The following is a 24,042-nucleotide window of genomic DNA, read 5'->3' as shown; positions in this document are numbered from 1 at the left end:
CTTTATAAAAAAACACGAGACAGCACCCGGAGGCCGCACAAAATGACAGTTCAGGGCAAAACAGTATCTGCAATTGACATTGCCAAAGGCGCCTTGGGTTTTCTGCCAGACATGCCGCACATTCTCCCTTCGCTGGCCAGTTTGGCATTTCTCAGGCCGCATTCACGCCGTTCGCTCGGTTTGCTGTTTCAGGAAACAGCGCGCAAACATGCAAAATCGACATTCCTGAAAAGCGATCAACAGTGTTGGACCTACGGGCAAGCCAATTCCGTTTGCAATCAAATGGCACGCGGTTTGCTCTCCATGGGCGTTAAGGCCGGTGACACGGTAGGCTTGTTGTCAGCCAATCGGCCTGAAACCTTGCTTGCGGTGATTGCCTGTGCCAAGTTGGGTGTTGTTGCTGCGCTGCTGAATATCAATCAGCAAGGTGAGGTGCAGGCGCATAGTTTGAAGTTGGTGAAACCACGAGTGATTCTGGCGTGTGACCGTGGTCTGGATATTCTCAAGCAGTTGGAATCAGAGAACAGCGTTTTACTCAAAGGCATTGAATTGTTGTCTTTGCAAACCGGCAGCACCCATTTAAGAGTGAGCGATTTTCGCAGTGCCTGGTGCACGCAGCCTGACCACAACCTGGCGCAAACAGCGCAGATTTTGGCCAGCTCGCCCTGTTTCTATATTTTTACCTCAGGCACAACCGGTTTGCCCAAGGCCTCTGTAATGAGCCATTACCGTTGGTTGCAAGCGGCCTCGGGCATGAGCACCGCAGTGCGTTTGACGGCTTCTGACGTGTTTTACTGCTGCTTGCCGCTGTATCACAACAACGCACTCACGGTGTCACTGGGGGTGGTGTTGGCTTGTGGCGCTTGTTTCGCACTGGATGAAAAATTCAGTGCCAGTCAATTCTGGAAGCGTATTTCACATTACAAGGCGACGGCGTTTTGCTATATCGGAGAATTGCTGCGATACCTGTTGAATCAAGCACCCCATATGGACGATCAGAACCATGAGATCCGCTTGATTCTAGGCAATGGCCTGCGCCCTGAAATATGGGATGACTTTGAAAACCGGTTTGGTATTCATCAAATTTTCGAGTTTTATGGGGCAAGCGAGTCTAACCTGGGATTCATGAATGCCTTTGGCCTGAAAGAGACTGTTGGCTTTTGCCCCATGCCCTTTGAGGTTATTGCCTGTGATGCCGATTCCGAACAGGTGGTGCGAAACTCACGTGGGTTTTGTGAAACCGTAAGCCGCGGTGAAGTGGGTTTGTTGATCAGCGAAGTGACCGAGTTACGGCCCTTCGATGGCTATACTGACCCGAGAGCCAATGAAGGCAAGTTGCTGCGCAATGTATTCAAGCGTGGTGACTGCTGGTTCAACTCGGGCGATTTGGTGCGCAGGCAGGGGTGGCAACACATTCAGTTTGTGGACCGTTTGGGCGACACATTTCGCTGGAAGGGCGAGAATGTTGCAACCTCGGAAGTGGAGGGCGTGTTGGCCAAACTGCCATTTCTTGAACATGCAGTGGTTTATGGCGTGAAGCTGGATGGGTTCGACGGCCGTGCCGGCATGGCCGCTGTTGCTGTAAAACCCGGTGCCAAGCTGGACTTGAAAGCGCTGGCTGCGCATGTAAGCAGCCAATTACCTGCTTACGCAGTGCCGCAGTATGTGCGTGTGCTTCAAACTGTAGAAACCACCGGCACGTTCAAATACCAAAAAGTACAGCTAAAGAAAGAGGGCATTGATCAAAACCTGGTGAATGATCCTTTGTACAGTTTCAATGCAGCAACCCGGAGTTACACCGCTTTAGTTTGAGGCAGTTTGTAGCGATTGGCCTTGAACCAGCTTGACGATCAAATCGAGTGTTTCGGTGTCATAGAGCATGCCGCTGTGCGACACCCGTTTGCCTGGAAGCAGATCTTGAATGTAGATGTTTTGCACGCCAGGTTCTTTCACAAACTGGTTTTCAACTGGCACCACCACCTTGTCGTTTTTTGTGACCAAAACACTGTATTGCACATTGGGCATGGCGATTGGGCCTGTTTTTAGCTCGCGCAACAAGGCGGAGCGCGGGTGCTGGTCTGCACAAGCCAGGCAATATTCGACGTTGTCGCGGTTGGGGGTTTTTGCAATGGAGGTTCCGTTGACACTGGGGGCCAAAGCCACAAAGCGGTCGACGTGGGCAGCGCCTTGCAACATTTTCAGGTAGTAAAAGCCTATGAGACCGCCCTGAGAGTGGCCCACCAGGGTCACCTTGTCTCCACCTGTGGTTGTTTTCACAAACTTTACAAAATCGGCAATTCGTTGTGCCGATTCATCCACCGGGCCTACCCCTTTGAACCAGTCGCTGGGCTCGGCTGCGCCATAATCGATTGAGTATACGCACAGGTTTTGATTGGCCAGTGCCGGGCCCAAGGCACCAAATGAATACATACTGGAAGAAAAGGTGCCGTGAATCAACACAACCGGGTTTTGATTGTTGGCGGGGCGGCATGCCCAGTTGTTCACCCCGTCTGGCATGGTTTGGCCACCAAGCACTTGGCTTAAAAATGAGCTGGTCCAGTTTGATTTCGCCTGGAACTGGCCTGTTGAACCCGCTGTATTCGTGGTGCTGCAAGCAGCAAGAGAAATTATGGCGAATGCGGCAAGCAGCAGGCGACTTGTGAACAGTGTGGTCATGGTGCGGTGTCCTGGGGTTAGCTCGACTTGGTATTTATGACCAGAATCGCAGCAAAGGGTTCTGTAGGGCACCAACAAACAAATAGAGCGTGCCTCCAATTTCTGCAAACACCAGCGCCACCATGAATACGGCCAAACCTGCGCGGGGCATGGCGTGTTTTCCCAGTTTGTGAGGTTGCCGTAACTGATTGTCGGGTCCGTTCAGCGCTGCCTGTATCAAATAACCCGCTACAGCCAAGGCAAAAAATACAATCACGATTGCCGCCGCAAACAAGTTGTAGTTTGGGTTGAACATGCTGAAATGTGCCAACACGGCCAGGGTGATACAGGCAAAACCGTAGAGCAGGCTGGCTCTGTGGGCGATGTCTACATATGGATGCGCTAAACCTTGTTCACTGCGCCACATCTGCAAAAACTTCCACAATCCGCTGAAAAGACCAACGAGCAAAAATACTCCTGCGGAAACAATTGCAAAGGCGCTGGCAGAACTGACGGTCATTGTGGTTACCTCTTGGGGGTAGTCGAATAAGGTGGCCCCCTTTGTGGGAAAGACTCACCTGTGTTTTTGCACTTAAATAGAGGCATCAACACACATGTGCATTATGCACCGGGAGTATTGCCATGGACGATTTCGCAAACAAGAGCTTTGACGTGACCATGCTGGGCGAGTTGGAGGCCAAAAGAGAGTGGTTTGTTGGCGTTCTGGGCGCCAGTGTGTGCTACGGCCTGATTTTGTGGTTGCTGTAAAGTTTCATTGATATTTCATCGCGCCCATAAAAAAACCCTCGAATTCTCGAGGGTTTTTTATTTACTCAAAGCTCAGCTCAAGCTGGGCCATGTCCTTTCAGACTGAAGCCTTCGGGGCCGCTGCAGCACGCTTGGCGCGTGGGGCAGCAGCTTTCTTGGCGGCAGGCTTCTTGGCAGCTTTTTTCGCGCCAGCTTCACCTTTTACGCCAATTTTTTCGAACAACTGGGCAGCAATTTGCTCAGCTTGTTCAATGGCGGGCTTCAGTGTTTCGTTTTTTTTGGCTTGTTCCAAAGCGCTTACACCCATGGTGATCGCGTTTTCGGTCAAAGACTCGGCTTGTGACAAAGCCAAGGCTGCATAAGAGAAGCCTTTGTCGATCACAACTGGCAGTTGCTGTTCGAACAGCTCAACACCCTTCTGTGTGTAAACCTGGCTCACGCCAACTACTTTTTCCAAGCCTTGCTTGATCTCTGTACGTGCGTTAACAACCACAGGCTTGTCGGCCAAAGGCAGCTTTTCAGCAGCGGTGAATGCGTTGCCCAAACCTTGTGACAGCAGGCCGAATTGTGCTTGTACCAGGCTGTTCAGGGCCTTGGCAGCGGCTTGGTGCTGGTTCTTCAGTTCGGTGTTGGTTTTGGTCAGCAATTCAGCTGTTTTTTCGAAAGCGTACATCGTGAGATCTCCTTGGGGTAGCGGGTAGTCAAATTTCGTGACACTTCGCACTATAGGGAAATCGATTACGCAATGAAAGGGTTTGAACCTGAGGCTCTACACTAAAAAAGGATGTAGAAGCCTCAAGGCACTGCGTTTTTAATCCATTCCCTTGGCCTGAACCATGGGTTCCGGTGCCGGTTTTCCTTTAAAGAACTTATTAAGAACAATTGCTACAACAGCCAGTACTGCGCCACCAATGTCGGTGTACAAACCGCCCTCAATCATGCAGAGCGCGGCGATCAGCAAAATACCGCGTACTACCCAATTTGAATGTGCTCCCCAGAACCAGCCCTGAATTGCGGCGGCCAGGAAAAACACACCAATACAGGCTGTAACAAAGGCACGCAAAATGACGAACCACTCGCCTTCCATCAGCAAGGCTGCGTTGTAAAAAAACATAAACGGCACAATAAATGCGGTCAGACCAATTTTGAAGGAAGTAAACGAAGTCGCCATTGGGTTCGCGCCGGAAATACCTGCAGCAGCATACGAGGCCAGGGCGACTGGCGGCGTAATGGCCGAGATGACAGCAAAGTAGAACACAAAGAAGTGAGCCACCAAGGGCTGAATACCCAGCTCGATCAGGCCGGGTGCAACAACCGATGCAGCCACTGCATAGGCGGCTGTGGTTGGCATGCCCATACCCAGCAGAATTGCAATGCACATTGCAAAGAACAAGGCGATCAATTGCGAATTTTCGGCAATGTCCAATAGGATGGAGGAGAATCGCGCGCCGACGCCAGTCAAGGCAATCACCCCCACGATGATGCCAGCACAGGCACACACCGTGATGATTTGAATGGACATAACCCCTGCCAAGTCGAAGGCCTTGAATATGCTTTTAGGCCCCATTTTGAATGGCGACAGCCAGCTAACCACAGCCGCCGCTGCGGTGGCCAAGGTGCCTGCACGAATCACCGAGTAACCCATGAACAGAGCGACAATCAGAATAATGATAGGAATGAACAGGTAGACCTGCTTCACCATTTTCGAGAATTGCGGCAGTTCATCGGAGCGCATACCACGCATGCCGAGTTTTGCTGCCTCGAAGTCGACCATCAAGTAGGTAGACAGGAAATACAGCACGGCAGGAATGACTGCAGCGATTGCAATTTCCGAGTAAGGGATTCCTGTAATTTCCGCCATGATGAACGCGCCTGCTCCCATGATGGGAGGCATGATTTGCCCGCCCGTGGATGCAGCGGCTTCAATGGCGCCGGCTGTTTTTCCGTTGTAACCCACTTTTTTCATCAAGGGTATGGTCAAGGATCCTGTGGCAACCACATTGCCTGCGCTGGTGCCATTGATCATGCCCATCAAGCCTGAGGCGAAAACAGCCACTTTCGCAGGGCCGCCGCGCGCACGGCCTGCGGCCGCGAATGCGAAGTTCACAAAGTAATCGCCTACTTTGGAGGCCTGAAGAAAAGCGGCGAAAACGATGAACAAAATAATGTAGGTAGAGGACACCGCAGTGGTGGCACCCAGCACGCCCGCATCGGTGTAGATGTACGAGAAAAAGCGGCTGAAATCGAAGCCGTCGTGCGTCAAAAAGCCGGGCAGGTAAGGGCCAACAAATGAATACACCACGAATATTACCGAGATGATGACCAAGGCGCTGCCGGCCACGCGGCGTGTAAGCTCGAGAATAAGTGCCAAACCTACCATGGCTGCCCACGCGTTGCCGGGTGAGGCGAAAGGTGTTCCGGCTCGCATGCGCAATGCCGTTCCATCGAGGTGAACCATGAGGTAGGCGGTGCTGGCGATCACGGTCAGTACCAGAGTGCCATCAAGCCAATTGAACTTTGAGCCTTCCGGGCGCAAAAACCAGCTGGCAACAATCGCGCTCAAGGTAGCCACGGCCAATGGAATACCAAACTGGTTGACTTCCATTTCCGGGATAATCATCTCACCTGCGGCGATGATCTGCTGCATGTCGTATACCGTGTAAAGGGCATAGATCGCTGGCAAGGCCAGTATTGCTGCAAGTGCCTTGATCAGGCTTTGATTACCGCGCTGGGGTTGGTCAACATTGGCAGATGAGTAGGCGATGAAGCCGATGATCAGTGCGCCAGCCACGTGAAGAATGCGAAAGGCCCAGGTTTCCACCGGGGCTACATTCAACGAGAAAACATGCCAAAAGGCGTAGCCTGCGGACAGGATTGAAACGAGCAAAGCCGCTCGCTGGGTGAATGTTCGCTGGTTGTTCGCGGGGGGTTCGTCGTCGACGCCTTGGGCGATGAGACGATCTTCTGCGTCAGTGCTGGATGCGCTAGAGGGAGTGGACATGATGGGACCGATTCAAGAATAGTAAGACTGGTTGCGCGAGCGCGCCGGGTGTTCAATGCAATACCCGGCGCTCACTGGATCAAATGGATTGATCGATGTTTACTTCAGTTTCAGGTTCGCTGGAATTGTGAAACCTTTTTCCTCGTAGTACTTGGCGGCACCGGGGTGGAAAGGGATGAAGGTATTTTTATCCCAGTTTTCCGCCAGGGTTGTGCGTGCGCCTTTGTGAATGGTCAACATTTTTTCATTGTTGTCCAGCACGGCTTTGGTGGCCTCGTACACAAAGCTTTCAGGCAAGTCGCAGTTGGCAATCGCGTAGTTCCACATGGACACAGCACGTGCGTCCTGGGTCAACGTCTTGTAGGTGTTGGCCTTGATGGGGAACGCAGACACTGGGTAGGTGTCCATGATCTTCTTTTGCTCAGCTTCCGTAAATTCAAGAATGTTGATCTTGGTTTGTACTTCAAGCTGGGTTACTGCTGGAATGGGCACACCAGCGGCGAAGGCGACTACGTCGATCAAGCCATCCTGCAGCTGACCGCCCAAATCGCTCCAGCCACCATTTCGGCGTTCAAATTTAACGCCCAGTGTTTCAAGCATTTTGGGAAAGTAGGTGTCGGAAGTGGAGCCTGCCGGGCCGAAACCGATTTTTGAGCCAGGCGGAATGTCTTTGATCGATTTGATGCCACTGGAGGACAGCACGGTGACTGAGAATGGAGTTTGATACATAGGGAACATGGCGCACACCTTGTTCATTTTCAGGCCGGGAGCCAAGGGGCTTTTTCCGTCCAAAGCCTCGCGAGCGGGGCCCATGGTGGTCATGCCAAATGCCAGCTTGCCGGTGTGAACCAAAGCAAGGTTCTGCGTAGGACCGCCCGTCACTTCAGCCCCACCTGTGATGCCCACGGTGTCTGCGACCAGATTTGCCCAGCCGGCGCCGTAAGCATAATAAGTTCCGCCTTGTGAGGCCGTGCCTACTGTAAAGCTTTTGGGCCACTTGGATTTGTCGGCGTGAGCTGCACCCATGGCCATTGCGGCCAGGCTGATTGCAACGGCGGATTTTGCCAGAATTGCTTTCATTGGTATCCCCTATGATTTGATGTAACTGTGCCCATTGGGTTTGGGCTTTGTGGTTGTTATCGTTCCTTATTTGAACGAGTCGAGTGTGCAAAAACACCGTTGTAATGTCTTATTTATAATGAAAATGAGCAATAAGGGATGTCCGCAACAGGGTTTGTATTCAATTATTAATTTATAAATTAATATGAAAATGAAAGAAGATGAATTTAACCCCTTGGGCGTGTAAAATCACGGCTTTTGCGCCAAAGGGCTGCTGTGTCCATTGAATCTGAAGTCAAGCGTCGTCGAACGTTTGCAATTATTTCCCACCCCGATGCGGGCAAAACTACACTGACTGAAAAGTTATTGCTGTTTGCGGGTGCCATTCAAATTGCGGGTAGCGTGAAGGCGCGCAAGGCGAGTCGCCACGCCACGTCGGACTGGATGGAAATTGAAAAGCAGCGTGGTATTTCCGTGGCCAGCTCGGTGATGCAGATGGAGTATCGCGATCAGGTGATCAACCTGCTCGACACCCCAGGTCACCAGGATTTTTCCGAAGACACCTACCGAGTGCTTACTGCGGTGGATGCAGCCTTGATGGTGATTGACGCCGCCAATGGTGTTGAGCCACAAACTTTGCGTTTGATTGAAGTGTGCCGTGCGCGAAACACGCCAATCATTACCTTCGTCAACAAGATGGACCGCGAGGTGCGTGATCCACTTGAATTGATGGACGAGATTGAAAGTACGCTTGGCATTCCCTGTGTGCCGTTTGCCTGGCCTGTGGGGCAGGGCAAGCTGTTTCACGGTATTTTCGACATTCGCAAGAACCACATGCGTGTGTTTACCCCGGGTGCAGATCGCCGTCGCGAGGATGATGAGGTGATTGACGGCGACAATCGCGAATTGCTGCGGAGCAGGTTTGGTGCCGAGTTCCAGCAAGCTGAGCAGGAAATTGATCTGGTTACCACAGCTGCGCCCAGCTTTGATGCCGCTGAGTTTCTGGCAGGCAAGCAAACTCCCATGTTTTTCGGTTCAGCGGTGAACAACTTTGGTGTGCAGGAAGTGCTGGATGCATTGGTGGATGTAGCGCCTCATCCAGGGCCGCGCAAAGCGATCGAGCGTGAGGTGGCACCCACTGAAAGCAAGTTCAGTGGTGTGGTGTTCAAGATTCAGGCAAACATGGACCCCTCCCACCGCGACCGCATTGCCTTTGTGCGGGTGCTCTCTGGTCGCTTTGAGCATGGTATGAAGTTCAAGGTGCTGCGCACCGGCAAAGATTTTCGCCCCACCAGTGTGGTGACTTTTCTTTCTCAGCGTCGAGATCGGGTTGACGAAGCCTACGCCGGCGACATTATTGGATTAACTACTCACGGCGGTTTGCAGCTGGGTGACTCGCTCAGTGAAGGGGAAGGCTTGCAATTTACGGGTTTGCCGTTTTTTGCACCAGAATTGTTTGCCTCCGTTGAATTGAAAGACCCCATGCGCAGCAAGCAACTGCAAAAAGGGCTGATGGAATTAGGCCAGGAGGGCGCCATCCAGGTGTTCAAGCCATTGCTGGGTTCAGAAATGTTGTTGGGTGCCATTGGGCAGCTTCAATTTGAAGTGGTGCAGGCGCGTTTGAAGGGCGAATACGGAGTCGAGGTGCGTTTGGCACCAAGCCGTTACAGTTGCGCCCGTTGGGTGACCAGTAAAAACACCAACGACTTGCGCCGGTTTATGGATGCCAATGTGGGTCGCATGGTGACTGATGCTGCTGATACCCATGCTTTTTTGGCAACATCGAGGTTCGATCTGGATGTAATGCAGAAGCGATGGGAAACCATCGAGTTTCACCCTATGCGTGAACATGCCGGGCTTTTGCTGGCCAATCACTGAGCACCCACCCCCGTGTAAAAACGGGGGTACAATCGTGTCAATATAAAAACACATATCGGTCATGCTATGAGTGAACTGGATTCCCTGCTGGAACAAGTGTCTGGCTATTTTGCGGTGCTTTCTGAGCCCACCCGGCTTAAGATAATTCATGCATTGTGCAATGGCGAGAAGTCTGTGAACGACATCGTGGAAGAGGTGGATTCGACCCAATCGAATATTTCACGTCACCTGAATTTGATGTACCGTGCTGGTGTTTTACAGCGCCGCAAAGAGGGTACTTTGGTATTGTATCAAGTGAAAGAACCCACGGTAGTGGAGCTTTGCCGCACAGTGTGCGTGCACGTGGCGGCCAAGCTGGATTCTGTGCCAGTTGATTCAAGGCAGCTGCCTGATTTTTTCAAGCAACCATAAAAAAACCGGCCTCTACGGCCGGTTTTTTTATTTCCAGACAGTTTTTGGTTTACTTCAACGACTCGATGAGGTCGATGTAATTTTGCATGGCCTGGTCATTGCTCGTGCCCTCAAGGCCTTTCCATGCATCGTATTTTGCACGACCAACAATGTCTGTGAATCCTGGGCGTTTGCCGGTGTTGTCGCCTTCCGTGGATTGTTTGAACAGGGCGTAAATTTTCAACAGGGTTTGGTTGTCAGGGCGGGCGGGCAGTGATTTTGATTCCGCCACAGCCTTTTCAAAACGGGCTTTCAAGTCGCTCATAAGTTCTCCTAAGTCTTGTTATGTGTTTTCTTCAGTGATAAAAGATTGGGCCAGGCTTTCAAACAGTTCTTTGGCATTGCCTTGCAAATAGGGCGCCAGCAAACACATTACCTGATACACGCCATTGGCCAGTGCAGCACTCATCGTTGCTTCATCGTTGAAGTGGCGTGGGTCGCGCACATATTCAAATGACAGCCAGTAAGTGGCAACTACCACCATGTTGGTGGCCAGTGCATTGATTTGCGCTTGCGAGGCCATCATGTCGCCAGATTCGACCAGGCCCTGGCACAGGCGGCGTGCAACATCCACTTTGTGTTTCAGGATGCGTTTGAAATGAATTTCCAGGGTACGGTTGCGCGACAGCAAATCGTTCAAATCGCGGTACAAAAAGCGATAGCGCCAAATCAGTTCGAACGACACCTGAAGATACAGCCAGGCATCTTCGATGTTGGCTTGGCGGTTACCGGGCACGTCAAGCAGACCATCAATTTCTTTTTCGAAACTGGCAAAAATGCTGTTGACGATGTCATCTTTGTTGCGGAAGTGATAGTACAGGTTACCGGGGCTGATGTTCATTTCATCCGCGATCACGGTGGTCGTAATATTCGGCTCCCCGAATTCATTGAAAAGTCTTAACGACAAATCAAGAATTCGTTCTCTTGTTCTTCTTGGAGGCTTGCGTTCCATGTCCTGGTCGTCTCCTGTCTGGCCAAAGTCCTGATCAAGCTTAAGACTTCATGCAGCAAGTCTGTTATTGGTATTTTGAATATGATTAGTCTACGTTGTTTTGTCGAGTATTTGGGGCTTCACTGCCCTTGTTACCAGTGAGTAATGGCGTCATTAAGCAGCATTTCTGGTTTTTGCGATCCGTAGGTAACGATCAAGCTCGTTCAGCGAGTCTTCAAGCTGGTCAAATTTGGACACCATTGATCCTGCACGGGCTGCTTTCTTGCTGATCTTGTTGCTCAAATGCAGTGTGGGGTCTTTTAAAACTTCCAGGTTCAGCTCCAGCCCATGCCGCGAAAACCGTTCAGCCAAATCGTAACGGCGTGCCCACAGTTCTTCGCGGGTGCGTTGGTAAGCGTGTTCACACAAGCGGCGTCGGCTGGCATAGCTGAAGGGGTTGGTGAAGAAAAATTCGCCGTCGCCATGTTGGGGTTCAAACAACACAATATCGGCATTGGGATACAGGTGCCCATAACGTTCCATGCCAATGTCCATACGAGAATGGATGATTGATCTGAATGTTTGTGACAACACAAGGGGCAAGCCGCCCTCGTATAACCGTGAGCCCGGCTGGAAAGCTTTGCCTTTGGCGCGACGGCGGTGGTTTTTGGGGTTCAGCCTGTCGTCGTAGGGTACCAGCGGGTTCAGGCAAATCAACAGTTCCACGCCTTCTTTCAATGCCGTGGAGGCATGCAGGGTTTTTTTCAACGCGCCGTCCACGTAATGCCGGTTGGCAATGCGCGTGGGAGGAAACAAGCCGGGCAGCGAGGCGGAGGCCTGCACCGCTTTGGAGATTGGCACGTCATCAAACCCGGGCATGCCGAAGGGAATGGAATCACCGGAATCCAGATCAGTGGCCACCAGAATCAGGCGATTGCGAAGGCTGCGAAAATCGTTGGTGCCACCACCTTTGGCAATCAGGTCGGCCATCCATTCATGCAATTCATCGCCGTTGAACAAGCCCGTGGGTATTGCTGCGCCTAAACGTTCAATGCAACTGACCCAGGTGGCGTCATCGCGCAAAAAGTAATCGGATACAGCGGTGCCCAGCAAACTGGGCACCTTTCGCAGGCGCATCCAGTACTCTTTCCAGGCCGGGCGCAACAAAATGGAAGGGTCAAAAGCAAACTCTTCGGGTTCGCCTTCAATGAACAGCTTGTAAATTTGATGGGGTGTTAAATCGTGCGCCAAACCCGTGGCAACTATGCCCCCTGCGGAAACACCGACATACACACTCATGTCGTTCAGGTCGAGTCCGTCAATGGCCTCGGAAAGTGCAACCAGTGCACCAATTTCATAAATGGCGCCCAAGGGGCCACCACCAGCCAAGGCCAACCCGATTTTCGGGCCAGGGTTGTGATTGTTCATGCGGGTTGTGAGCTCCGGCCCCAAAGAGTGTTCGACAAGACCGCCGTTGGCCTTGTCGACAAAGGATTCAATTACTCAGCAGACTTTTTGGTGCGCGTGGTGGTGCGCTTGGCGGCGGGCGCTTTGGTGTCCACCTTCTTGCCGGTCAATTCAGCGATGGCGGCAGACAATTGATCGATTCTTTCTGACAGTTGTTGAACGTCCTTGTTGGTGGGAACGCCCAAACGACCCAATGCGCGAGCCACACGCTCTTCAAAAACCTGCTCCAGCTTGTCCCAGTGCTGGGTTGCCTTGCTGGACACCGAGCCAGCCAGCTTGCTGACTTTGCCTGTCACTTCAACCACTTTTTGATCTGCAAATTTCACGGTTCGCTCCTGAATTTCATGGCCTTCCTTGACCAGGTTTTCCAAAACACGGTTGCTTTCTTCCTGCGCTTTGGTAATGGCACCCACGCCAGCGGTCCACAATTGTTGTGCGCTGTCGACTGCACCTTTGATGGGCTTTTTCTTACCGGCCATGTTGTCTCTCCTTGTGATGGCGAAATGGCCCATTGGGGCCGCTGCCTTTTTTGTTTATTGTAGTAGTTTATCGACGCCACACTAGAGAAGGCACACTAAACCCCACCTCGTGTTTTCCCGTAAGCACGGTGCTGACAAAACACCGTCAGAGCCCGCATGGAGTTTGAGAATTTCGGGCGGGCAGTTATAGTAAGCCTTCCAAAGACGTATCTTCCATAAAAAAACCCCGCGCGGAGAAGACATACATGAATTATTTTGTGACCGGAGCCACTGGCTTCATCGGTAAACGATTGGTGAAGCGCTTGGTTGAGCAAAAGCGCAAAGGCACCATTTACTTCCTGATTCGTGAATCAAGCCTGGACAAAGTACCCGAACTGCAAAAGTATTGGGGCGCAAAAAAAGGGCAATGTGTTCCGGTGGTTGGCGACTTGACCAAACCCAAGTTGGGATTGAAAGCCACCGAGATTAAAGAGCTGAGCAAAAACATAGCCCATTTTTTTCACCTGGCTGCCATTTATGATTTGGCCGCTGATGCGGAAAGCCAGCAAGAGACCAATATCAAAGGCACCGAGAACGCAGTCGACCTGGCCAATGCAATTGGCGCTGGCTGCTTTCAGTTAACTTCTTCAATTGCGGCTGCTGGCTTGTATGAGGGCGTGTTCCGCGAAGACATGTTCGAAGAAGCAGAGAATCTGGATCACCCGTATTTCCGTACCAAACACGATTCCGAAGAAATTGTGCGCAAGAAAGTAAAAGGCGCTTGGCGGGTGTATCGCCCCGGTTTTGTGGTGGGTGATTCCAAAACCGGCGAGATGGACAAGATTGACGGGCCTTATTACCTGTTCAAGTTGATCCAGAAAATGCGCAAATTGCTGCCCTCTTGGGTGCCCACCATTGGCATCGAAGGTGGTCGCATCAACATTGTGCCTGTGGATTTTGTGGTGAATGCCATGGACCACATCGCGCATCAGCCGGATCTGGATGGCAAGGCTTTTCACCTGGTTGATCCCAACCCCAATCGGATTGGCGATGTGTTGAATATTTTTGCACGCGCAGCCCACGCACCGAAAATGGAAATGCGGATTAACGCAGCCATGTTTGGTTTCGTGCCTGGTGCCGTGAAAAAGGGTTTGATGAGCTTGACCCCTGTTCGCCGCATTCGCAACGCTTTGTTAAAAGACCTGGCCCTGCCTGAGGAGGTTTTTGGTTACATCAACTGGCCAACCCGTTACGATTGCCGCCAAACTTTGGCAGCACTGGATGGCAGTGGCATTGAATGCCCGAGACTAGAGGACTACGCATGGGCCATTTGGGATTACTGGGAGCGTCACCTGGATCCCGATTTGTTCATCGACCGCAGCTTGACTGGTCAGGTCAAGGACAAGGTGGTGCTCATCACCGGTGGTTCATCCGGCATTGGTTTGGCTGCCGCGCAAAAATTTGCAGCTGCCGGTGCGATTACCGTGATTTGCGGCCGCGATGAAGAAAAGCTGGCAGAGGCCAAGGCCTTGATCAATTCCGAAGGCAACACCTTGCACACCTACTCCGTCGACATCGCCGATATGCAGGATTGCGACCGATTTGTTGCGCAATTGCTGGCCGATTTCGGTCACGTCGATATTTTGGTAAACAACGCAGGCCGTTCAATTCGCCGTGGTATTGAAAACAGCTTTGACCGCTTCCACGATCTGGAGCGCACCATGCAGTTGAACTATTTCGGTGCTTTGCGTGTTACTTATGGTTTGTTGCCAAAAATGATGGAGCGGCGCAAAGGCCATGTGGTGAATATTTCTTCAATTGGCGTGTTGACCAACGCGCCGCGCTTTTCAGCCTATGTGGCCTCCAAAGGCGCATTGGATGCATGGACGCGTTGCGCAGCCTCCGAGTTTGCGGACTTGAACATCACCTTCACCACCATCAATATGCCGCTGGTGCGCACACCCATGATTGCGCCCACCAAGTTGTACAACAACGTACCCACGCTAAGCCCCGAGCAGGCTGCCGATTTGATTGCGCAAGCAGTGATTCACAAGCCGGTTCGTATCGCGACGCGCTTGGGTGTGTTGGGGCAGGTGATGCATGCACTGATCCCCAAGCCGGCTCAAATTTTGATGAATACGTCTTTCCGCATGTTCCCGGATTCGGAATCGGCGGCCAAAGGCAAGAAGGGCGGCGGTCCATCTGCAGAACAGGTTGCGTTCTCAACCCTGATGCAAGGTATCCACTTCTAAGTATTCGGGTCAGGCCCGGTTTTCCGCCAACGGGTAGGCCTGTGCATCTTCTGCAAGCCAGTTGAGAATCAGGTCTTCCGTGGTGGAGTCATTCACCAAAGCCACGTGCCCGCAACCGGGCACAGCGGTGTTTTTCCCAAACTCCAGCTTGCTTGACGCCGGTGGGCACACAATGTTGTCCTGCGGACTCCAGAGGGACCAAATTTTGGTTTGAAATTCCCTGTCGGTTGGGTGCTCGCGAAGGGTTTTCAAGAAGAAGCTTCCCCAAGCCATTTGTTTCACATTTTTGCCAATACCCAAGGTAGACAAAGCCGTACCGTAGTGTGGGCTGCCAATGGTGATCATGCCGGCAATTCTGTGATGCCCGTATTCCGTGGCATGGTAGCGTACTGCCACACCGCCCATGCTGTGCGCAATAATTTTCACTTGAGGCGCACCTGTAGCCACAAGCAATTCGTCGATTGCTTCATGAATCGCATCGGAATAACTGCGAATTGAACCAATGGCCGGTTCAAGAGTAATGGCATGGGTGCTTACATCGGCGCGATCAAGCAGGGCGCGTGTACCTGCCCACACAGCGGAATTGCACAAATACCCGTGCACCAACAACACGGGCAGTGGCTTTTTCTTGCGCCAGGTTTTGCCAGCCAATTGAATGCCGTCCGGCTTGGGTGCCCAGGGTTGAAGCAGCGTGATTAACTTGAGCGACGCAAAACTTTCTGCCAGCACTGCTTTAACCCAACGTGCCAGGCTGAGACGGTGAAATCCTTCTCCCTCGGTGCTGTGGAAGTGCAGCCCTTTGTCACGCACTTGCGGAATTTGGCGAACACTGTAGGAAAGGGCGAAACCCGAAATGTTAAAGCCGATGTGTGCTGCAAACAGCAGGCCTGCCACCAGGCTGACTGCCACAACGGCCGCATCGTCGGCTCGAACACCAAACCAATGATGAAGTGCCCAATACAGGCCGAACATGACTGAAATGTATCCAATCCAGTACAGCCTGTTCAGGTGGCGAATCATGGTGCTTAAGCCAGCGCTGTGGCGGCTTGGCCAGTCAGCTCAGCCACCAATTGCTGGCTCAGTTTGTTGGTCAAACCGTAAATGGACAGTTGAGGGTTTGCACCAATGCTGGTGGGGAACAACGAACCATCGTGAATCGACAAATTCTCGATTTGCCAATGGCGTCCGTCAGGGCGTACAACACCCAGCTTTTCTTCGCCTGCCATGGCACAACCACCCATCACGTGGGCGGAAACTACTTTCATACTCAGTGGTTTCATGTCGAGTTCATTGATCTGCTTCAAGGCTTCATCAATGTTGTTGGCCGGTTTGGAGTACTCGTGCACAGGCAGAGTGCTCAGCGCGCCGGCAGCGTGTTGAAGCTCAGCCATGGCTACCAAGGCTCTGCGTGCAGCATCCCAAATTGCCGGGGTTAGCTTGTAGTCCAGCACCGGGCTGCCGTCGCTGTTCAAGCGCACTTGCCCGCCCACACTGCCGGAATTGAAACCATCGCGCAGCAAAGCCAGTTGCATGTGCGTTTTCGAGAAGTTGCGCATCACGTCTGAATGCTTTTTCGCAAAACCAGGCAGGGTTGATGCAAAAATGACTGGGTGCAGGGGTGGTGCCTCCAGCTTGAAGCCTACCGGGCCATCAATCGGGTCCGTGTGCAAATAATGGTCGCTGTAAATGGTTTGGGGAGCGCCTGCATCGGCGCGCACTTCCTGTTCCATTCTTGCGGCTGAAATGACAACGGGATGCAAAAAGGTGCGTTCGCCCAAACGGTCGTGCGGATCAGTCGCGTTCGAGCGCAACAACACTGCGGGGCTGTTGATCGATCCACCAGCCAGCACAAAATGTTTGGCTGTGACTTCCACCTCCTTGCCAGAAGGCAGCACGCCATCGGGATTCATGACCTGGCAGCGTAGGGTTCTAATGCGGCCCTGGGAAATTTTGAAGGAATGCGCGCGCAGGGAAGCGACCAGTTCCGCACCATGATCAAGCGCAGTTGGAATGGTTGAAACCAGCATGGATTGCTTGGCATTGGTGGGGCAACCCATGCCGCAGTAGCCCAAGTTCCAGCAGTCTTTCACATTGCGCCGAATGGCGCCCCAGGAAATTCCTTTGGCTTCAGCGCCACGGCGCAGAATATCGTTGTTTTCATTGGGTGGTACTTGCCAGTCCGCGATGTTCAAGCGCCGCTCGGCCTGTTCAAACCAGGTGGCCATGTTCTCCACGGTCATGTCTTTCAGGGCAAACTGGTTTTGCCAGAATGCCAATGTGTCTGCCGGTGTTCTGAAGCTGGAGGTCCAGTTCACCGTGGTCGACCCACCCACTGTGCGTCCCTGCAAAATGTTGATGGCCTTGTCTGCCGTTTTGCGGCCAGCGCTTTCCTGGTATAGCGTGGGGTAGGCCACCGACTCCAGCATTTTGAAGTCTTTCGAAGTCTTTAGCGGACCCTCTTCAATCAACAACACCTTCAAGCCAGCTTTGGCGCAAATTTCTGCGGTAATGCCACCACCCGCACCGGTGCCAATAATCACCACATCCGCGCTCATCTGCTTGGGCATTTCGCGCTTGTGTGCCTCATAGGCTTTCCAGCCATTCGCGATGCCGGCTGCGAACAGGTCGGGCACTAATCCACTGGATAAGGTACCCATAGGTTTCATTTCTTGTTCAGTCATTGGTGAATGTGAAGGTCAGAGAACTTGGAAAGGTGGGCCCGGGTAGCCCATGTCGGTCCACTGGCTGGGCAGTCCATACCAGCCTGCCATCATCAGGTCGTGAAGGGCATGGTAGCCGGGTTGGAGTGCCGGAATGGGGTGGTCCCGGAACGAAACCAGGAAGGCTTGCACCTGCGCCGGTGATGCTTGCTCCCAACTGCTGCCCAAATCGGCAATCAGCCTTCTTCCCACCGGGTTTTCAAGAATGTTCAGCAGTTGGCCCAGTTCGGCTTGCGCACTGGGTGCCAAGGTTCTACTGGCATCCACGAACGCATTGACAGCAGATTCAATGGACTGCGTTCTGCCCGTGGTGGGCAGTGCAGGATCCAGCAAACCTTCAGCAATGGCCTTAAGCATGGGTATGTGCTGTTGCTGGACCACAGGCTGACCGGCGACAACTTCCACTTTGGCAAAGTGCTTGCCCAGCCAACTCAGGCCGCCGGCCAACAGTAAACCGGCAGCACCGAACTTAAAAAATTGACGTCTGTTCATGAAGCTTCTGTTTATACCTTGCGGGTCAGCAGTTTGGTCATGAAGGCAAACATTTTGTTGTCATAGGGTGGCGACAACATTTCCATGACGTGGAAACGGCTTTGTTTGAAAATCGGCTTCAGTTTGGTCATGGTTTCAAAACCGAATTTGCCGTGGTAGTGGCCCATACCCGAGTCGCCCACGCCGCCAAATGGCAGGTTTTCCTGTGCAATGTGGAACAAGGTTTCATTCAGGCAAACACCACCAGCAATGGTTTGTTTCATGACCATGTCCTGGGTTTTTGATTCATCGTCAAACAAATACAAAGCCAGCGGGCGAGGGCGGTCGTTGATGTAATCCAGGGCTTCATCCAGGCGTTTGTATGTGATTACCGGCAGCACCGGACCAAAAATCTCTTCCCGCATCAGCATGGAGTCTGGCTTGGCGTTGAACACCAGGGTCATTGGAATTTTACGGCCCGGGCTGTCGGCTGTTTTCATAAGTGTCACCACGCGCGCACCTTGTTCCGCGGCTTCGTCAATTAAGCGTTGTAAGCGGGTGGCATGGCGGTCAGAAACAATGCCGGTGAAGTCTTTGGACAAAATTCCGTCCGGGAAGCGGCGATCAATAATTGCCTTGGCGTGTGAAATCAATTGCTCTTCACAGCCTTCCGGAACCATCAGATAGTCGGGGGCAATACAGGTTTGGCCCGCATTGATCGACTTTCCGGACAATGTACGCGCAATTGCATTTTCAAACCGACCGGGGTTGGCCACGGTGGGCGCGGTGATGATTACAGGGCTTTTGCCGCCCAGTTCAAGTGTTACCGGCACCAGGTTTTCACTGGCGGCCTTCATCACCATTTTGCCGACTGGGGTAGACCCAGTGAACAGCAGGTGGTCGAACGGCAGGCGAGAAAACTCGGCAGCAACCTCAGGGCCACCGTTGATCACCTGTACCACCTCGCGGCCCAGTGCTTTGGCTAGCAATTCATCGAGCAGGGCACTGAAGCGGGGGGTGTATTCGCTCATCTTGATGAACACACGGTTGCCCGCCGCAAGCGCAGCAATCATGGGGCCGATGGATAAAAACAAGGGATAATTCCAGGGCACGATCACACCCACCACGCCCAAAGGTTGTGGCATGAGGCAGGTGCTGGCAGGTTTGAACCAAATGCTGGCGCCTTCATTGCGAGGCTTCATCCAGCTTTTACCGTGTTTGATGGCGTGGCGAATGCCTTCCAGTGAGGGAAATACTTCTGCTAACAAGGTGTCATTTTTTGAGCGATAACCGAAATCTTCCGAAATGGCCTCTGCGATTCTCAACTTGTTGTCGTAAATCATGTCGCTCAACGCCATCAGCCAGGCTTTGCGCTGGCTCCACTCCGGGTAGGGGTTGATGCGGTAAGCTTGCTTCAAGGACTCCAAAGTTGCTTTTAGTTCTGCTGCTGTCAATTCTTGGCCGTGTGCTTTGGATGGGGCATTCATTGTTGTCTCACTCTCCGGTTTAACATTAACGGATGTAAACATAAATTTTGACTATTTTCCATGTCTGATTTGTGCTGCTGTGCAGCAAACGATGTGGGGCTTCACCATTCAACTGCAATTGAATCGCCATGATTGACATTCACAGTTCACCCCTTGAATTACAAAAAGCCATCACAGCCCTTCGCGTGGGTGAGGGGCGTTCAGTCGAGTTTATGCGTTTAAAGAAAGAGATAAAAATATTTCAAAACAGTAGGTTGGAATGTACTTATAAGGATCTGCTTGAAGACCAGGGCATGCGCGCAGCTTGTCGCTTTTTCCTGGATCAACTGTACTGCACGCACGATGTCAGCACCCGTGACCACCAAGTTGAAAGGGTGTTGCCCAAGCTGGAAAAGTTGCTGCCTGGCGGTGCCGTGGATACGGTGAGAAAAGTGATTTACATGGATTATTTGGCTGAGCTGATGGATGATGAAATAACCTTGTTTATCAATGAAAAAGAGTTTTATTCTGATAATTTACTTAAAGAAAAATCTTACATTGAAGCTTTTAGAAAACAAGGGCAATTCGATTTGCGAGAGCGTCAAATTTTGTTGGTTCGCGAGGTGGGTGAATCCTTGCGCAAGTTGATGCGCCTGCCTTTTTTACGGCCATTGATGAAGATGACACGTGGTGCAGCGCAAAAGGCGAATTTAGAGGATTTCCACGATTTTTTAAGTCAAGGGCTAGATGCTTTCGCTTCGCTAGAAAAGCCAACCCTGTTTTTTCAGTTGATTCAAGAACGTGAAATGTCCATCCTAGAAGGGATTCGACAAGGTACCTTGTCGAAATTTCCTTGACCGCGCCCACGGTGCAGGTACACATCGCAATCGTAGTGCATTAGAATCCATGCTCTTTGATATTCCGGTATTGTTTTCCATCAATACAAAACAGTTGCGAAGCACGGCAGTGCCCACAAGAAGGAGACATTTGTGACAGATAAAGCCTGGATTCAGAGCTACCCGCCGGGCGTACCCACGTCGGTTGATTTGGATCAGTACCCCTCTATTCGGGATATTTTTGAGGACGCAAGTCGCAAGTTCGCCGACAAAACCGCATTCAGCAACATGGGTACGGCGCTGACCTACGAGCGCCTGGATTCTCTAACCCGCGATTTCGGTGCCTACCTTCAAAGCCTGCCTGGCATGAAAAAAGGCGACCGTGTCGCCTTCATGATGCCCAATCTGCTGCAATACCCTGTTGCCATGTTGGGTGCGATCCGCGCTGGTTTCGTCGCCGTGAACGTGAACCCGTTGTACACCCCCACAGAGCTTGAACATCAACTGCGGGACTCAGGCGCCAAGGTGATTGTGGTGTTTGAGAACGTAGCTCACACGCTGGAAAAGGTAATCAAAAATACGCCTGTCGAGCACATTGTGCTGGCTTCCATGGGTGAAATGCACGGTTTCTTCAAGCGTGTTTTGCTGAATTTTGTGGTGCGCTATGTGAAGAAGCTGGTGCCAGCGTTCAACATTGCCGGGTCCATTACCTTCAAGAAAGCACTCGCCCTTGGACGTAACAACGAGCTACGCAAGGTCAATATTACCCACGACGATTTGGCTTTTCTTCAATACACCGGCGGAACCACTGGTGTAGCCAAGGGCGCCATGCTGACCCATGGCAATATTGTGGCCAACCTGCAGCAAGCATCGGCCTGGTTGAACCAGGACATTGAAGAGGGCAAGGAAATTGCGATCACTGCGCTGCCGATGTATCACATCTTCTGCTTGACTGCGAATATTCTGGTTTTCATCAAGGTAGGTGGGCACTGCCTGTTGATTACTGACCCCAGAAACATGAAGGCTTTCGTGAAAACGCTGGCCGCCGTGCCATTCACGGCGCTTACAGGTGTTAACACCTTGTTCAATGGCTTATTGAATACCCCTGGTTTTGAGCAAGTCGACTTTTCCCATGTGAAGCTGGTGTTGGGCGGTGGTGCCGCCATTGAGCCTGCGGTGGCTGATCGCTGGAAGAAAGTGACAGGTACGCGTTTATCGGAGGCTTATGGTTTAACCGAGGCCTCGCCCGCAGTGTGTATTAATCCCCTGCACGAGGAGTACAACGGATCGATTGGTTTACCCGTACCGTCCACTGACGTGACAATTCGTGATGATGACTTTAATGAATTGCCGGTGGGCCAGGAAGGCGAATTGTGCTTGAAAGGCCCGCAGGTGATGCGCGGTTACTGGAACAAGCCACGTGAAACCGCTGAAATTCTGACCCAAGACGGTTGGCTGAAAACCGGCGATATCGCCTACATGGACGAAAACGGCTACTTCTATATCACCGATCGCAAGAAAGACATGATTCTCGTGTCCGGTTTTAACGTGTACCCCAAAGAAATTGAAGCTGTGGCCACGCTATTGACTGGTATTTTTGAAGCGGCTGCCGTGGGCGTGCCTGACAGCAAAACCGGCGAGGCGGTAAAGCTGTTTGTGGTTAAAAAAGACCCCGATTTAACAGCCGAGCAGGTAATTGAACATTGCCGCAAACACATGACTGCCTACAAAATTCCACGCCATGTGGAATTTATGAAGGAATTGCCCAAGAGCCCGGTGGGCAAAGTGCTTCGCCGGGAGCTTCGCGACATGGAAAAGAAGCGTTTGCAAGAGCAAACCGCCTGATTTTCCGTGTTTTAGGCAGGTGGCAGCGCTAGGCCGTTGCCTGTTTCTTGAAAACCCACTATAATTTCGGGTTACCTGCTGCTGCACCACTGGGGTGCGGCGGCTTTTCCAATTGTGGAAAATCCATAGGAGTTTATCAATGCGTCACTATGAAATTGCTTTCATCGTGCATCCCGACCAAAGCGAGCAAGTGCCTGCCATGGTCGAGAAGTATCGTGGAACCATCGAAGCCAACGGCGGCAAAGTACACCGCCACGAAGATTGGGGCCGTCGCCAATTGGCTTACCCAATCCAGAAACTGGCCAAAGCACACTATGTGTTGTTGAACATTGAATGCAGCCAGGAAGTTCTTGAAGAACTGGAAACTGCGTTTAAATTCAACGACGCCGTACTGCGTCACTTGACTGTGAAGATGAAAAAAGCTGAAACCGCGCCTTCTCCAATGATGAAGGAAGTTCAGCGTGAGCAAGAGCGTAAGGCCGCTTCTGCCACTGCGTCTTCAAACGACGACAGTTCCGATTCAGACGAGGGTGACGACGAGTAAATCGTCTTAGCACAACACTGAATCAATGAATCAGGAGGAAGCAGCGGAAAATTCAGACAAGTTTGGGGAAGAAGGAAAGGCTGGCATTAACCAGTTCACCTTGACCGCCACATTGGTTGCAAAATCAATATTGCGATACACCCCGGCAGGTTTGCCCATTTGCGAATTCGAGCTTGAGCACGACAGTGAGCAGCTTGAAGCCAGCAAGCCAAGAATGGTGAAGTGCACAGTTTCAGCGGTAGCGCTGGGTGTGGCAGCCAACCAAGTCAGTGGTCTTGAAGTGGGAAGCCTGAAAAACTGGACCGGATTCATAGCGCTTCGTTCGCACAAATCAAAAAGTCTTCGATTCCATGTTTGCGCAGTGCGCGAATGTTGAAGACTTGAAATAGTTGGAGAATATTATGGCTTTTGGTCGTAAAAATGATCGCAAGGGACGTCGTCCACAACAGAACCCCTTGTTCAAGCGCAAGAAGTTTTGCCGCTTCACAGTGGGCAAGGTAGAGCAAATCGATTACAAAGACATCGACACGCTCAAGGATTTCATCAGCGAAAACGGCAAGATCATGCCCGCTCGTATCACTGGTACCAAGGCGAATTATCAGCGCCAATTGGACACAGCGATCAAGCGCGCACGTTTCCTGGCTTTGCTGCCTTACACCGACAACCACTAAGCAGTACGGGAGAACACCATGCAAGTAATTCTTCTTGAAAAAATGCCCAACTTGGGTCAACTGGGTGACGTGGTTCGCGTAAAAGACGGCTACGCACGTAACTTCCTGATCCCTTATGGCAAAGCCAAGCGCGCCACAGAATCAGCAATCGCCGAATTCCAGGCTCGCCGCGCCGAACTGGAAAAAGCTGCAGCTGAAAAACTGGCCGCCGCCCAGGCCCTGGGTGCCAAGTTGAGCGAAACCACTGTCCAGCTGAGCGAAAAAGCTGCTGTGGACGGTCGTTTGTTTGGTTCAGTAACCAACCATGATATCGCTGCTGCTTTGAATGCATCTGGCCTGAAAGTTGAAAAAGCACAAGTACGCATGCCCAACGGCGCGCTGAAAATTGCTGGCGAGCACACTGTGACTGTTGCTCTGCACCCCGATGTGGTTGTAGACGTGAAAGTTGTGGTGGCTGGCGAAGCAGCTTAATCAAAGCGCTTCAGCCATACCCGGTTTTAAGGCGAATTAGACCCTAGGGTTTAACCACATTCGGTTATACTTTTCGGTCTGCCTGAACCCACAAAAAGG

General features: G+C 51.9%; 24 protein-coding genes. 11 read left to right on the top strand and 13 right to left on the bottom strand.

Features of this window, described 5'->3' with window-relative positions; genetic code table 11:
• Positions 1-42 precede the first annotated feature (42 nt).
• Entirely contained in the window at positions 43-1,812 is a 1,770-nt protein-coding gene (locus B4C79_RS13125; protein ID WP_291739994.1) for a long-chain-acyl-CoA synthetase, read from the top strand.
• Here the strand turns inward: B4C79_RS13125 and B4C79_RS13120 are convergent.
• Together B4C79_RS13120 and B4C79_RS13115 are read right to left on the bottom strand one after the other, a co-directional pair.
• Entirely contained in the window at positions 1,804-2,676 is an 873-nt protein-coding gene (locus B4C79_RS13120) for an esterase/lipase family protein (protein WP_105028822.1), read from the bottom strand. The two genes, B4C79_RS13125 and B4C79_RS13120, sit on opposite strands and share 9 nt — an antisense overlap.
• Positions 2,677-2,710: 34 nt before the next feature.
• A complete protein-coding gene (locus tag B4C79_RS13115; RefSeq protein ID WP_105028823.1) occupies positions 2,711-3,175 on the bottom strand; it encodes a hypothetical protein in 465 nt (154 codons plus the stop codon).
• Positions 3,176-3,297: 122 nt separating this feature from the next.
• Between B4C79_RS13115 and B4C79_RS13110 the strand changes: the two genes are divergently transcribed.
• Positions 3,298-3,423: a hypothetical protein gene (locus tag B4C79_RS13110; RefSeq protein ID WP_255411427.1), complete on the top strand. Its 126-nt coding sequence runs from the start codon at positions 3,298-3,300 to the stop codon at positions 3,421-3,423.
• A gap of 97 nt (positions 3,424-3,520) precedes the next feature.
• On the opposite strand, the gene B4C79_RS13105 is transcribed toward B4C79_RS13110, so the two are convergent.
• From B4C79_RS13105 to B4C79_RS13095, 3 genes are all read right to left on the bottom strand, one after another.
• Positions 3,521-4,096 carry a hypothetical protein gene (locus B4C79_RS13105; protein ID WP_146106670.1) on the bottom strand — a complete coding sequence of 192 codons (576 nt, stop codon included), beginning with the start codon at positions 4,094-4,096 and terminating at the stop codon, positions 3,521-3,523.
• Between the two features lie 138 nt (positions 4,097-4,234).
• Positions 4,235-6,424, bottom strand: coding sequence for a TRAP transporter permease (locus tag B4C79_RS13100; RefSeq protein WP_291752141.1), 2,190 nt, complete (start codon positions 6,422-6,424; stop codon positions 4,235-4,237).
• A 99-nt stretch (positions 6,425-6,523) separates the two neighbouring features.
• Positions 6,524-7,504 carry a TAXI family TRAP transporter solute-binding subunit gene (locus B4C79_RS13095; RefSeq protein ID WP_105028824.1) on the bottom strand — a complete coding sequence of 327 codons (981 nt, stop codon included), beginning with the start codon at positions 7,502-7,504 and terminating at the stop codon, positions 6,524-6,526.
• Between the two features lie 255 nt (positions 7,505-7,759).
• On the opposite strand from B4C79_RS13095, the gene B4C79_RS13090 reads away from it, so the two are divergent.
• Both B4C79_RS13090 and B4C79_RS13085 read left to right on the top strand, forming a co-directional pair.
• Positions 7,760-9,361, top strand: coding sequence for a peptide chain release factor 3 (locus tag B4C79_RS13090; protein WP_105029849.1), 1,602 nt, complete (start codon positions 7,760-7,762; stop codon positions 9,359-9,361).
• A gap of 66 nt (positions 9,362-9,427) precedes the next feature.
• Positions 9,428-9,772 carry an ArsR/SmtB family transcription factor gene (locus B4C79_RS13085; RefSeq protein WP_171098628.1) on the top strand — a complete coding sequence of 115 codons (345 nt, stop codon included), beginning with the start codon at positions 9,428-9,430 and terminating at the stop codon, positions 9,770-9,772.
• A gap of 49 nt (positions 9,773-9,821) precedes the next feature.
• Here B4C79_RS13085 and B4C79_RS13080 read toward each other — a convergent pair whose 3' ends face one another.
• From B4C79_RS13080 to B4C79_RS13065, 4 genes are all read right to left on the bottom strand, one after another.
• Entirely contained in the window at positions 9,822-10,076 is a 255-nt protein-coding gene (locus B4C79_RS13080; protein ID WP_008249852.1) for an acyl-CoA-binding protein, read from the bottom strand.
• 18 nt (positions 10,077-10,094) lie between these two features.
• Positions 10,095-10,763, bottom strand: a complete 669-nt coding sequence (locus B4C79_RS13075; protein ID WP_040512784.1) for a TetR/AcrR family transcriptional regulator — start codon at positions 10,761-10,763, stop codon at positions 10,095-10,097.
• 153 nt (positions 10,764-10,916) lie between these two features.
• Positions 10,917-12,170, bottom strand: a complete 1,254-nt coding sequence (locus tag B4C79_RS13070; RefSeq protein WP_171098631.1) for a patatin family protein — start codon at positions 12,168-12,170, stop codon at positions 10,917-10,919.
• A gap of 71 nt (positions 12,171-12,241) precedes the next feature.
• The gene (locus B4C79_RS13065) at positions 12,242-12,688 is read right to left on the bottom strand and encodes a phasin family protein (RefSeq protein WP_171098632.1); all 447 of its coding nucleotides are present in this window, start codon (positions 12,686-12,688) and stop codon (positions 12,242-12,244) included.
• Positions 12,689-12,933: 245 nt separating this feature from the next.
• On the opposite strand from B4C79_RS13065, the gene B4C79_RS13060 reads away from it, so the two are divergent.
• Positions 12,934-14,919 carry an SDR family oxidoreductase gene (locus B4C79_RS13060; RefSeq protein WP_291742829.1) on the top strand — a complete coding sequence of 662 codons (1,986 nt, stop codon included), beginning with the start codon at positions 12,934-12,936 and terminating at the stop codon, positions 14,917-14,919.
• Positions 14,920-14,928: 9 nt separating this feature from the next.
• On the opposite strand, the gene B4C79_RS13055 is transcribed toward B4C79_RS13060, so the two are convergent.
• The 4 genes from B4C79_RS13055 to B4C79_RS13040 are packed head-to-tail and all read right to left on the bottom strand — an operon-like array spanning position 14,929 to position 19,597.
• Positions 14,929-15,939 carry an alpha/beta fold hydrolase gene (locus B4C79_RS13055; protein WP_291752139.1) on the bottom strand — a complete coding sequence of 337 codons (1,011 nt, stop codon included), beginning with the start codon at positions 15,937-15,939 and terminating at the stop codon, positions 14,929-14,931.
• A 5-nt stretch (positions 15,940-15,944) separates the two neighbouring features.
• The gene (locus B4C79_RS13050) at positions 15,945-17,576 is read right to left on the bottom strand and encodes a GMC family oxidoreductase (RefSeq protein ID WP_240605698.1); all 1,632 of its coding nucleotides are present in this window, start codon (positions 17,574-17,576) and stop codon (positions 15,945-15,947) included.
• A gap of 39 nt (positions 17,577-17,615) precedes the next feature.
• Positions 17,616-18,131, bottom strand: coding sequence for a hypothetical protein (locus B4C79_RS13045; protein WP_146106672.1), 516 nt, complete (start codon positions 18,129-18,131; stop codon positions 17,616-17,618).
• Between the two features lie 11 nt (positions 18,132-18,142).
• Positions 18,143-19,597, bottom strand: coding sequence for a coniferyl aldehyde dehydrogenase (locus tag B4C79_RS13040; protein ID WP_291739127.1), 1,455 nt, complete (start codon positions 19,595-19,597; stop codon positions 18,143-18,145).
• A gap of 128 nt (positions 19,598-19,725) precedes the next feature.
• Between B4C79_RS13040 and B4C79_RS13035 the strand changes: the two genes are divergently transcribed.
• The 6 genes from B4C79_RS13035 (at position 19,726) to rplI (ending at position 23,943) form a co-directional block, all read left to right on the top strand.
• On the top strand, positions 19,726-20,433 hold the full coding sequence (locus tag B4C79_RS13035) for an FFLEELY motif protein (protein WP_105028833.1): 708 nt from the start codon (positions 19,726-19,728) through the stop codon (positions 20,431-20,433).
• A gap of 132 nt (positions 20,434-20,565) precedes the next feature.
• A complete protein-coding gene (locus B4C79_RS13030; protein WP_171098643.1) occupies positions 20,566-22,257 on the top strand; it encodes an AMP-binding protein in 1,692 nt (563 codons plus the stop codon).
• Positions 22,258-22,396: 139 nt separating this feature from the next.
• A complete protein-coding gene (gene rpsF, locus B4C79_RS13025; RefSeq protein WP_105028835.1) occupies positions 22,397-22,801 on the top strand; it encodes a 30S ribosomal protein S6 in 405 nt (134 codons plus the stop codon).
• 25 nt (positions 22,802-22,826) lie between these two features.
• Positions 22,827-23,177 (top strand): primosomal replication protein N, encoded by a 351-nt coding sequence (gene priB, locus B4C79_RS13020; RefSeq protein WP_105028836.1) that lies wholly within the window; start codon positions 22,827-22,829, stop codon positions 23,175-23,177.
• A gap of 25 nt (positions 23,178-23,202) precedes the next feature.
• Complete coding sequence (rpsR, locus tag B4C79_RS13015) at positions 23,203-23,472, top strand: 30S ribosomal protein S18 (protein WP_008249877.1); 270 nt, start codon at positions 23,203-23,205, stop codon at positions 23,470-23,472.
• A gap of 18 nt (positions 23,473-23,490) precedes the next feature.
• Positions 23,491-23,943, top strand: a complete 453-nt coding sequence (rplI, locus tag B4C79_RS13010; RefSeq protein WP_105028837.1) for a 50S ribosomal protein L9 — start codon at positions 23,491-23,493, stop codon at positions 23,941-23,943.
• Positions 23,944-24,042: the final 99 nt, after the last annotated feature.

Origin of the sequence: Limnobacter sp. UBA7229, assembly GCF_002473065.1 — a bacterium.
GTDB lineage: Bacteria > Pseudomonadota > Gammaproteobacteria > Burkholderiales > Burkholderiaceae_B > Limnobacter > Limnobacter profundi.
Note: the sequence above shows the minus strand (reverse complement) of the source record. Positions and strands in the feature narration are given on the sequence as shown.

Bases quoted from the DNA above. Each gene is read 5' to 3' on its own strand.
- B4C79_RS13125 (WP_291739994.1), top strand. From the start codon at position 43: ATGACAGTTCAGGGCAAAACAGTATCTGCAATTGACATTGCCAAAGGC.
- B4C79_RS13120 (WP_105028822.1), bottom strand. From the start codon at position 2,676: ATGACCACACTGTTCACAAGTCGCCTGCTGCTTGCCGCATTCGCCATA.
- B4C79_RS13115 (WP_105028823.1), bottom strand. From the start codon at position 3,175: ATGACCGTCAGTTCTGCCAGCGCCTTTGCAATTGTTTCCGCAGGAGTA.
- B4C79_RS13110 (WP_255411427.1), top strand. From the start codon at position 3,298: ATGGACGATTTCGCAAACAAGAGCTTTGACGTGACCATGCTGGGCGAG.
- B4C79_RS13105 (WP_146106670.1), bottom strand. From the start codon at position 4,096: ATGTACGCTTTCGAAAAAACAGCTGAATTGCTGACCAAAACCAACACC.
- B4C79_RS13100 (WP_291752141.1), bottom strand. From the start codon at position 6,424: ATGTCCACTCCCTCTAGCGCATCCAGCACTGACGCAGAAGATCGTCTC.
- B4C79_RS13095 (WP_105028824.1), bottom strand. From the start codon at position 7,504: ATGAAAGCAATTCTGGCAAAATCCGCCGTTGCAATCAGCCTGGCCGCA.
- B4C79_RS13085 (WP_171098628.1), top strand. From the start codon at position 9,428: ATGAGTGAACTGGATTCCCTGCTGGAACAAGTGTCTGGCTATTTTGCG.
- B4C79_RS13080 (WP_008249852.1), bottom strand. From the start codon at position 10,076: ATGAGCGACTTGAAAGCCCGTTTTGAAAAGGCTGTGGCGGAATCAAAA.
- B4C79_RS13075 (WP_040512784.1), bottom strand. From the start codon at position 10,763: ATGGAACGCAAGCCTCCAAGAAGAACAAGAGAACGAATTCTTGATTTG.
- B4C79_RS13070 (WP_171098631.1), bottom strand. From the start codon at position 12,170: ATGAACAATCACAACCCTGGCCCGAAAATCGGGTTGGCCTTGGCTGGT.
- B4C79_RS13065 (WP_171098632.1), bottom strand. From the start codon at position 12,688: ATGGCCGGTAAGAAAAAGCCCATCAAAGGTGCAGTCGACAGCGCACAA.
- B4C79_RS13060 (WP_291742829.1), top strand. From the start codon at position 12,934: ATGAATTATTTTGTGACCGGAGCCACTGGCTTCATCGGTAAACGATTG.
- B4C79_RS13055 (WP_291752139.1), bottom strand. From the start codon at position 15,939: ATGATTCGCCACCTGAACAGGCTGTACTGGATTGGATACATTTCAGTC.
- B4C79_RS13050 (WP_240605698.1), bottom strand. From the start codon at position 17,576: ATGGGTACCTTATCCAGTGGATTAGTGCCCGACCTGTTCGCAGCCGGC.
- B4C79_RS13045 (WP_146106672.1), bottom strand. From the start codon at position 18,131: ATGAACAGACGTCAATTTTTTAAGTTCGGTGCTGCCGGTTTACTGTTG.
- B4C79_RS13040 (WP_291739127.1), bottom strand. From the start codon at position 19,597: ATGAATGCCCCATCCAAAGCACACGGCCAAGAATTGACAGCAGCAGAA.
- B4C79_RS13035 (WP_105028833.1), top strand. From the start codon at position 19,726: ATGATTGACATTCACAGTTCACCCCTTGAATTACAAAAAGCCATCACA.
- rpsF (WP_105028835.1), top strand. From the start codon at position 22,397: ATGCGTCACTATGAAATTGCTTTCATCGTGCATCCCGACCAAAGCGAG.
- priB (WP_105028836.1), top strand. From the start codon at position 22,827: ATGAATCAGGAGGAAGCAGCGGAAAATTCAGACAAGTTTGGGGAAGAA.
- rpsR (WP_008249877.1), top strand. From the start codon at position 23,203: ATGGCTTTTGGTCGTAAAAATGATCGCAAGGGACGTCGTCCACAACAG.
- rplI (WP_105028837.1), top strand. From the start codon at position 23,491: ATGCAAGTAATTCTTCTTGAAAAAATGCCCAACTTGGGTCAACTGGGT.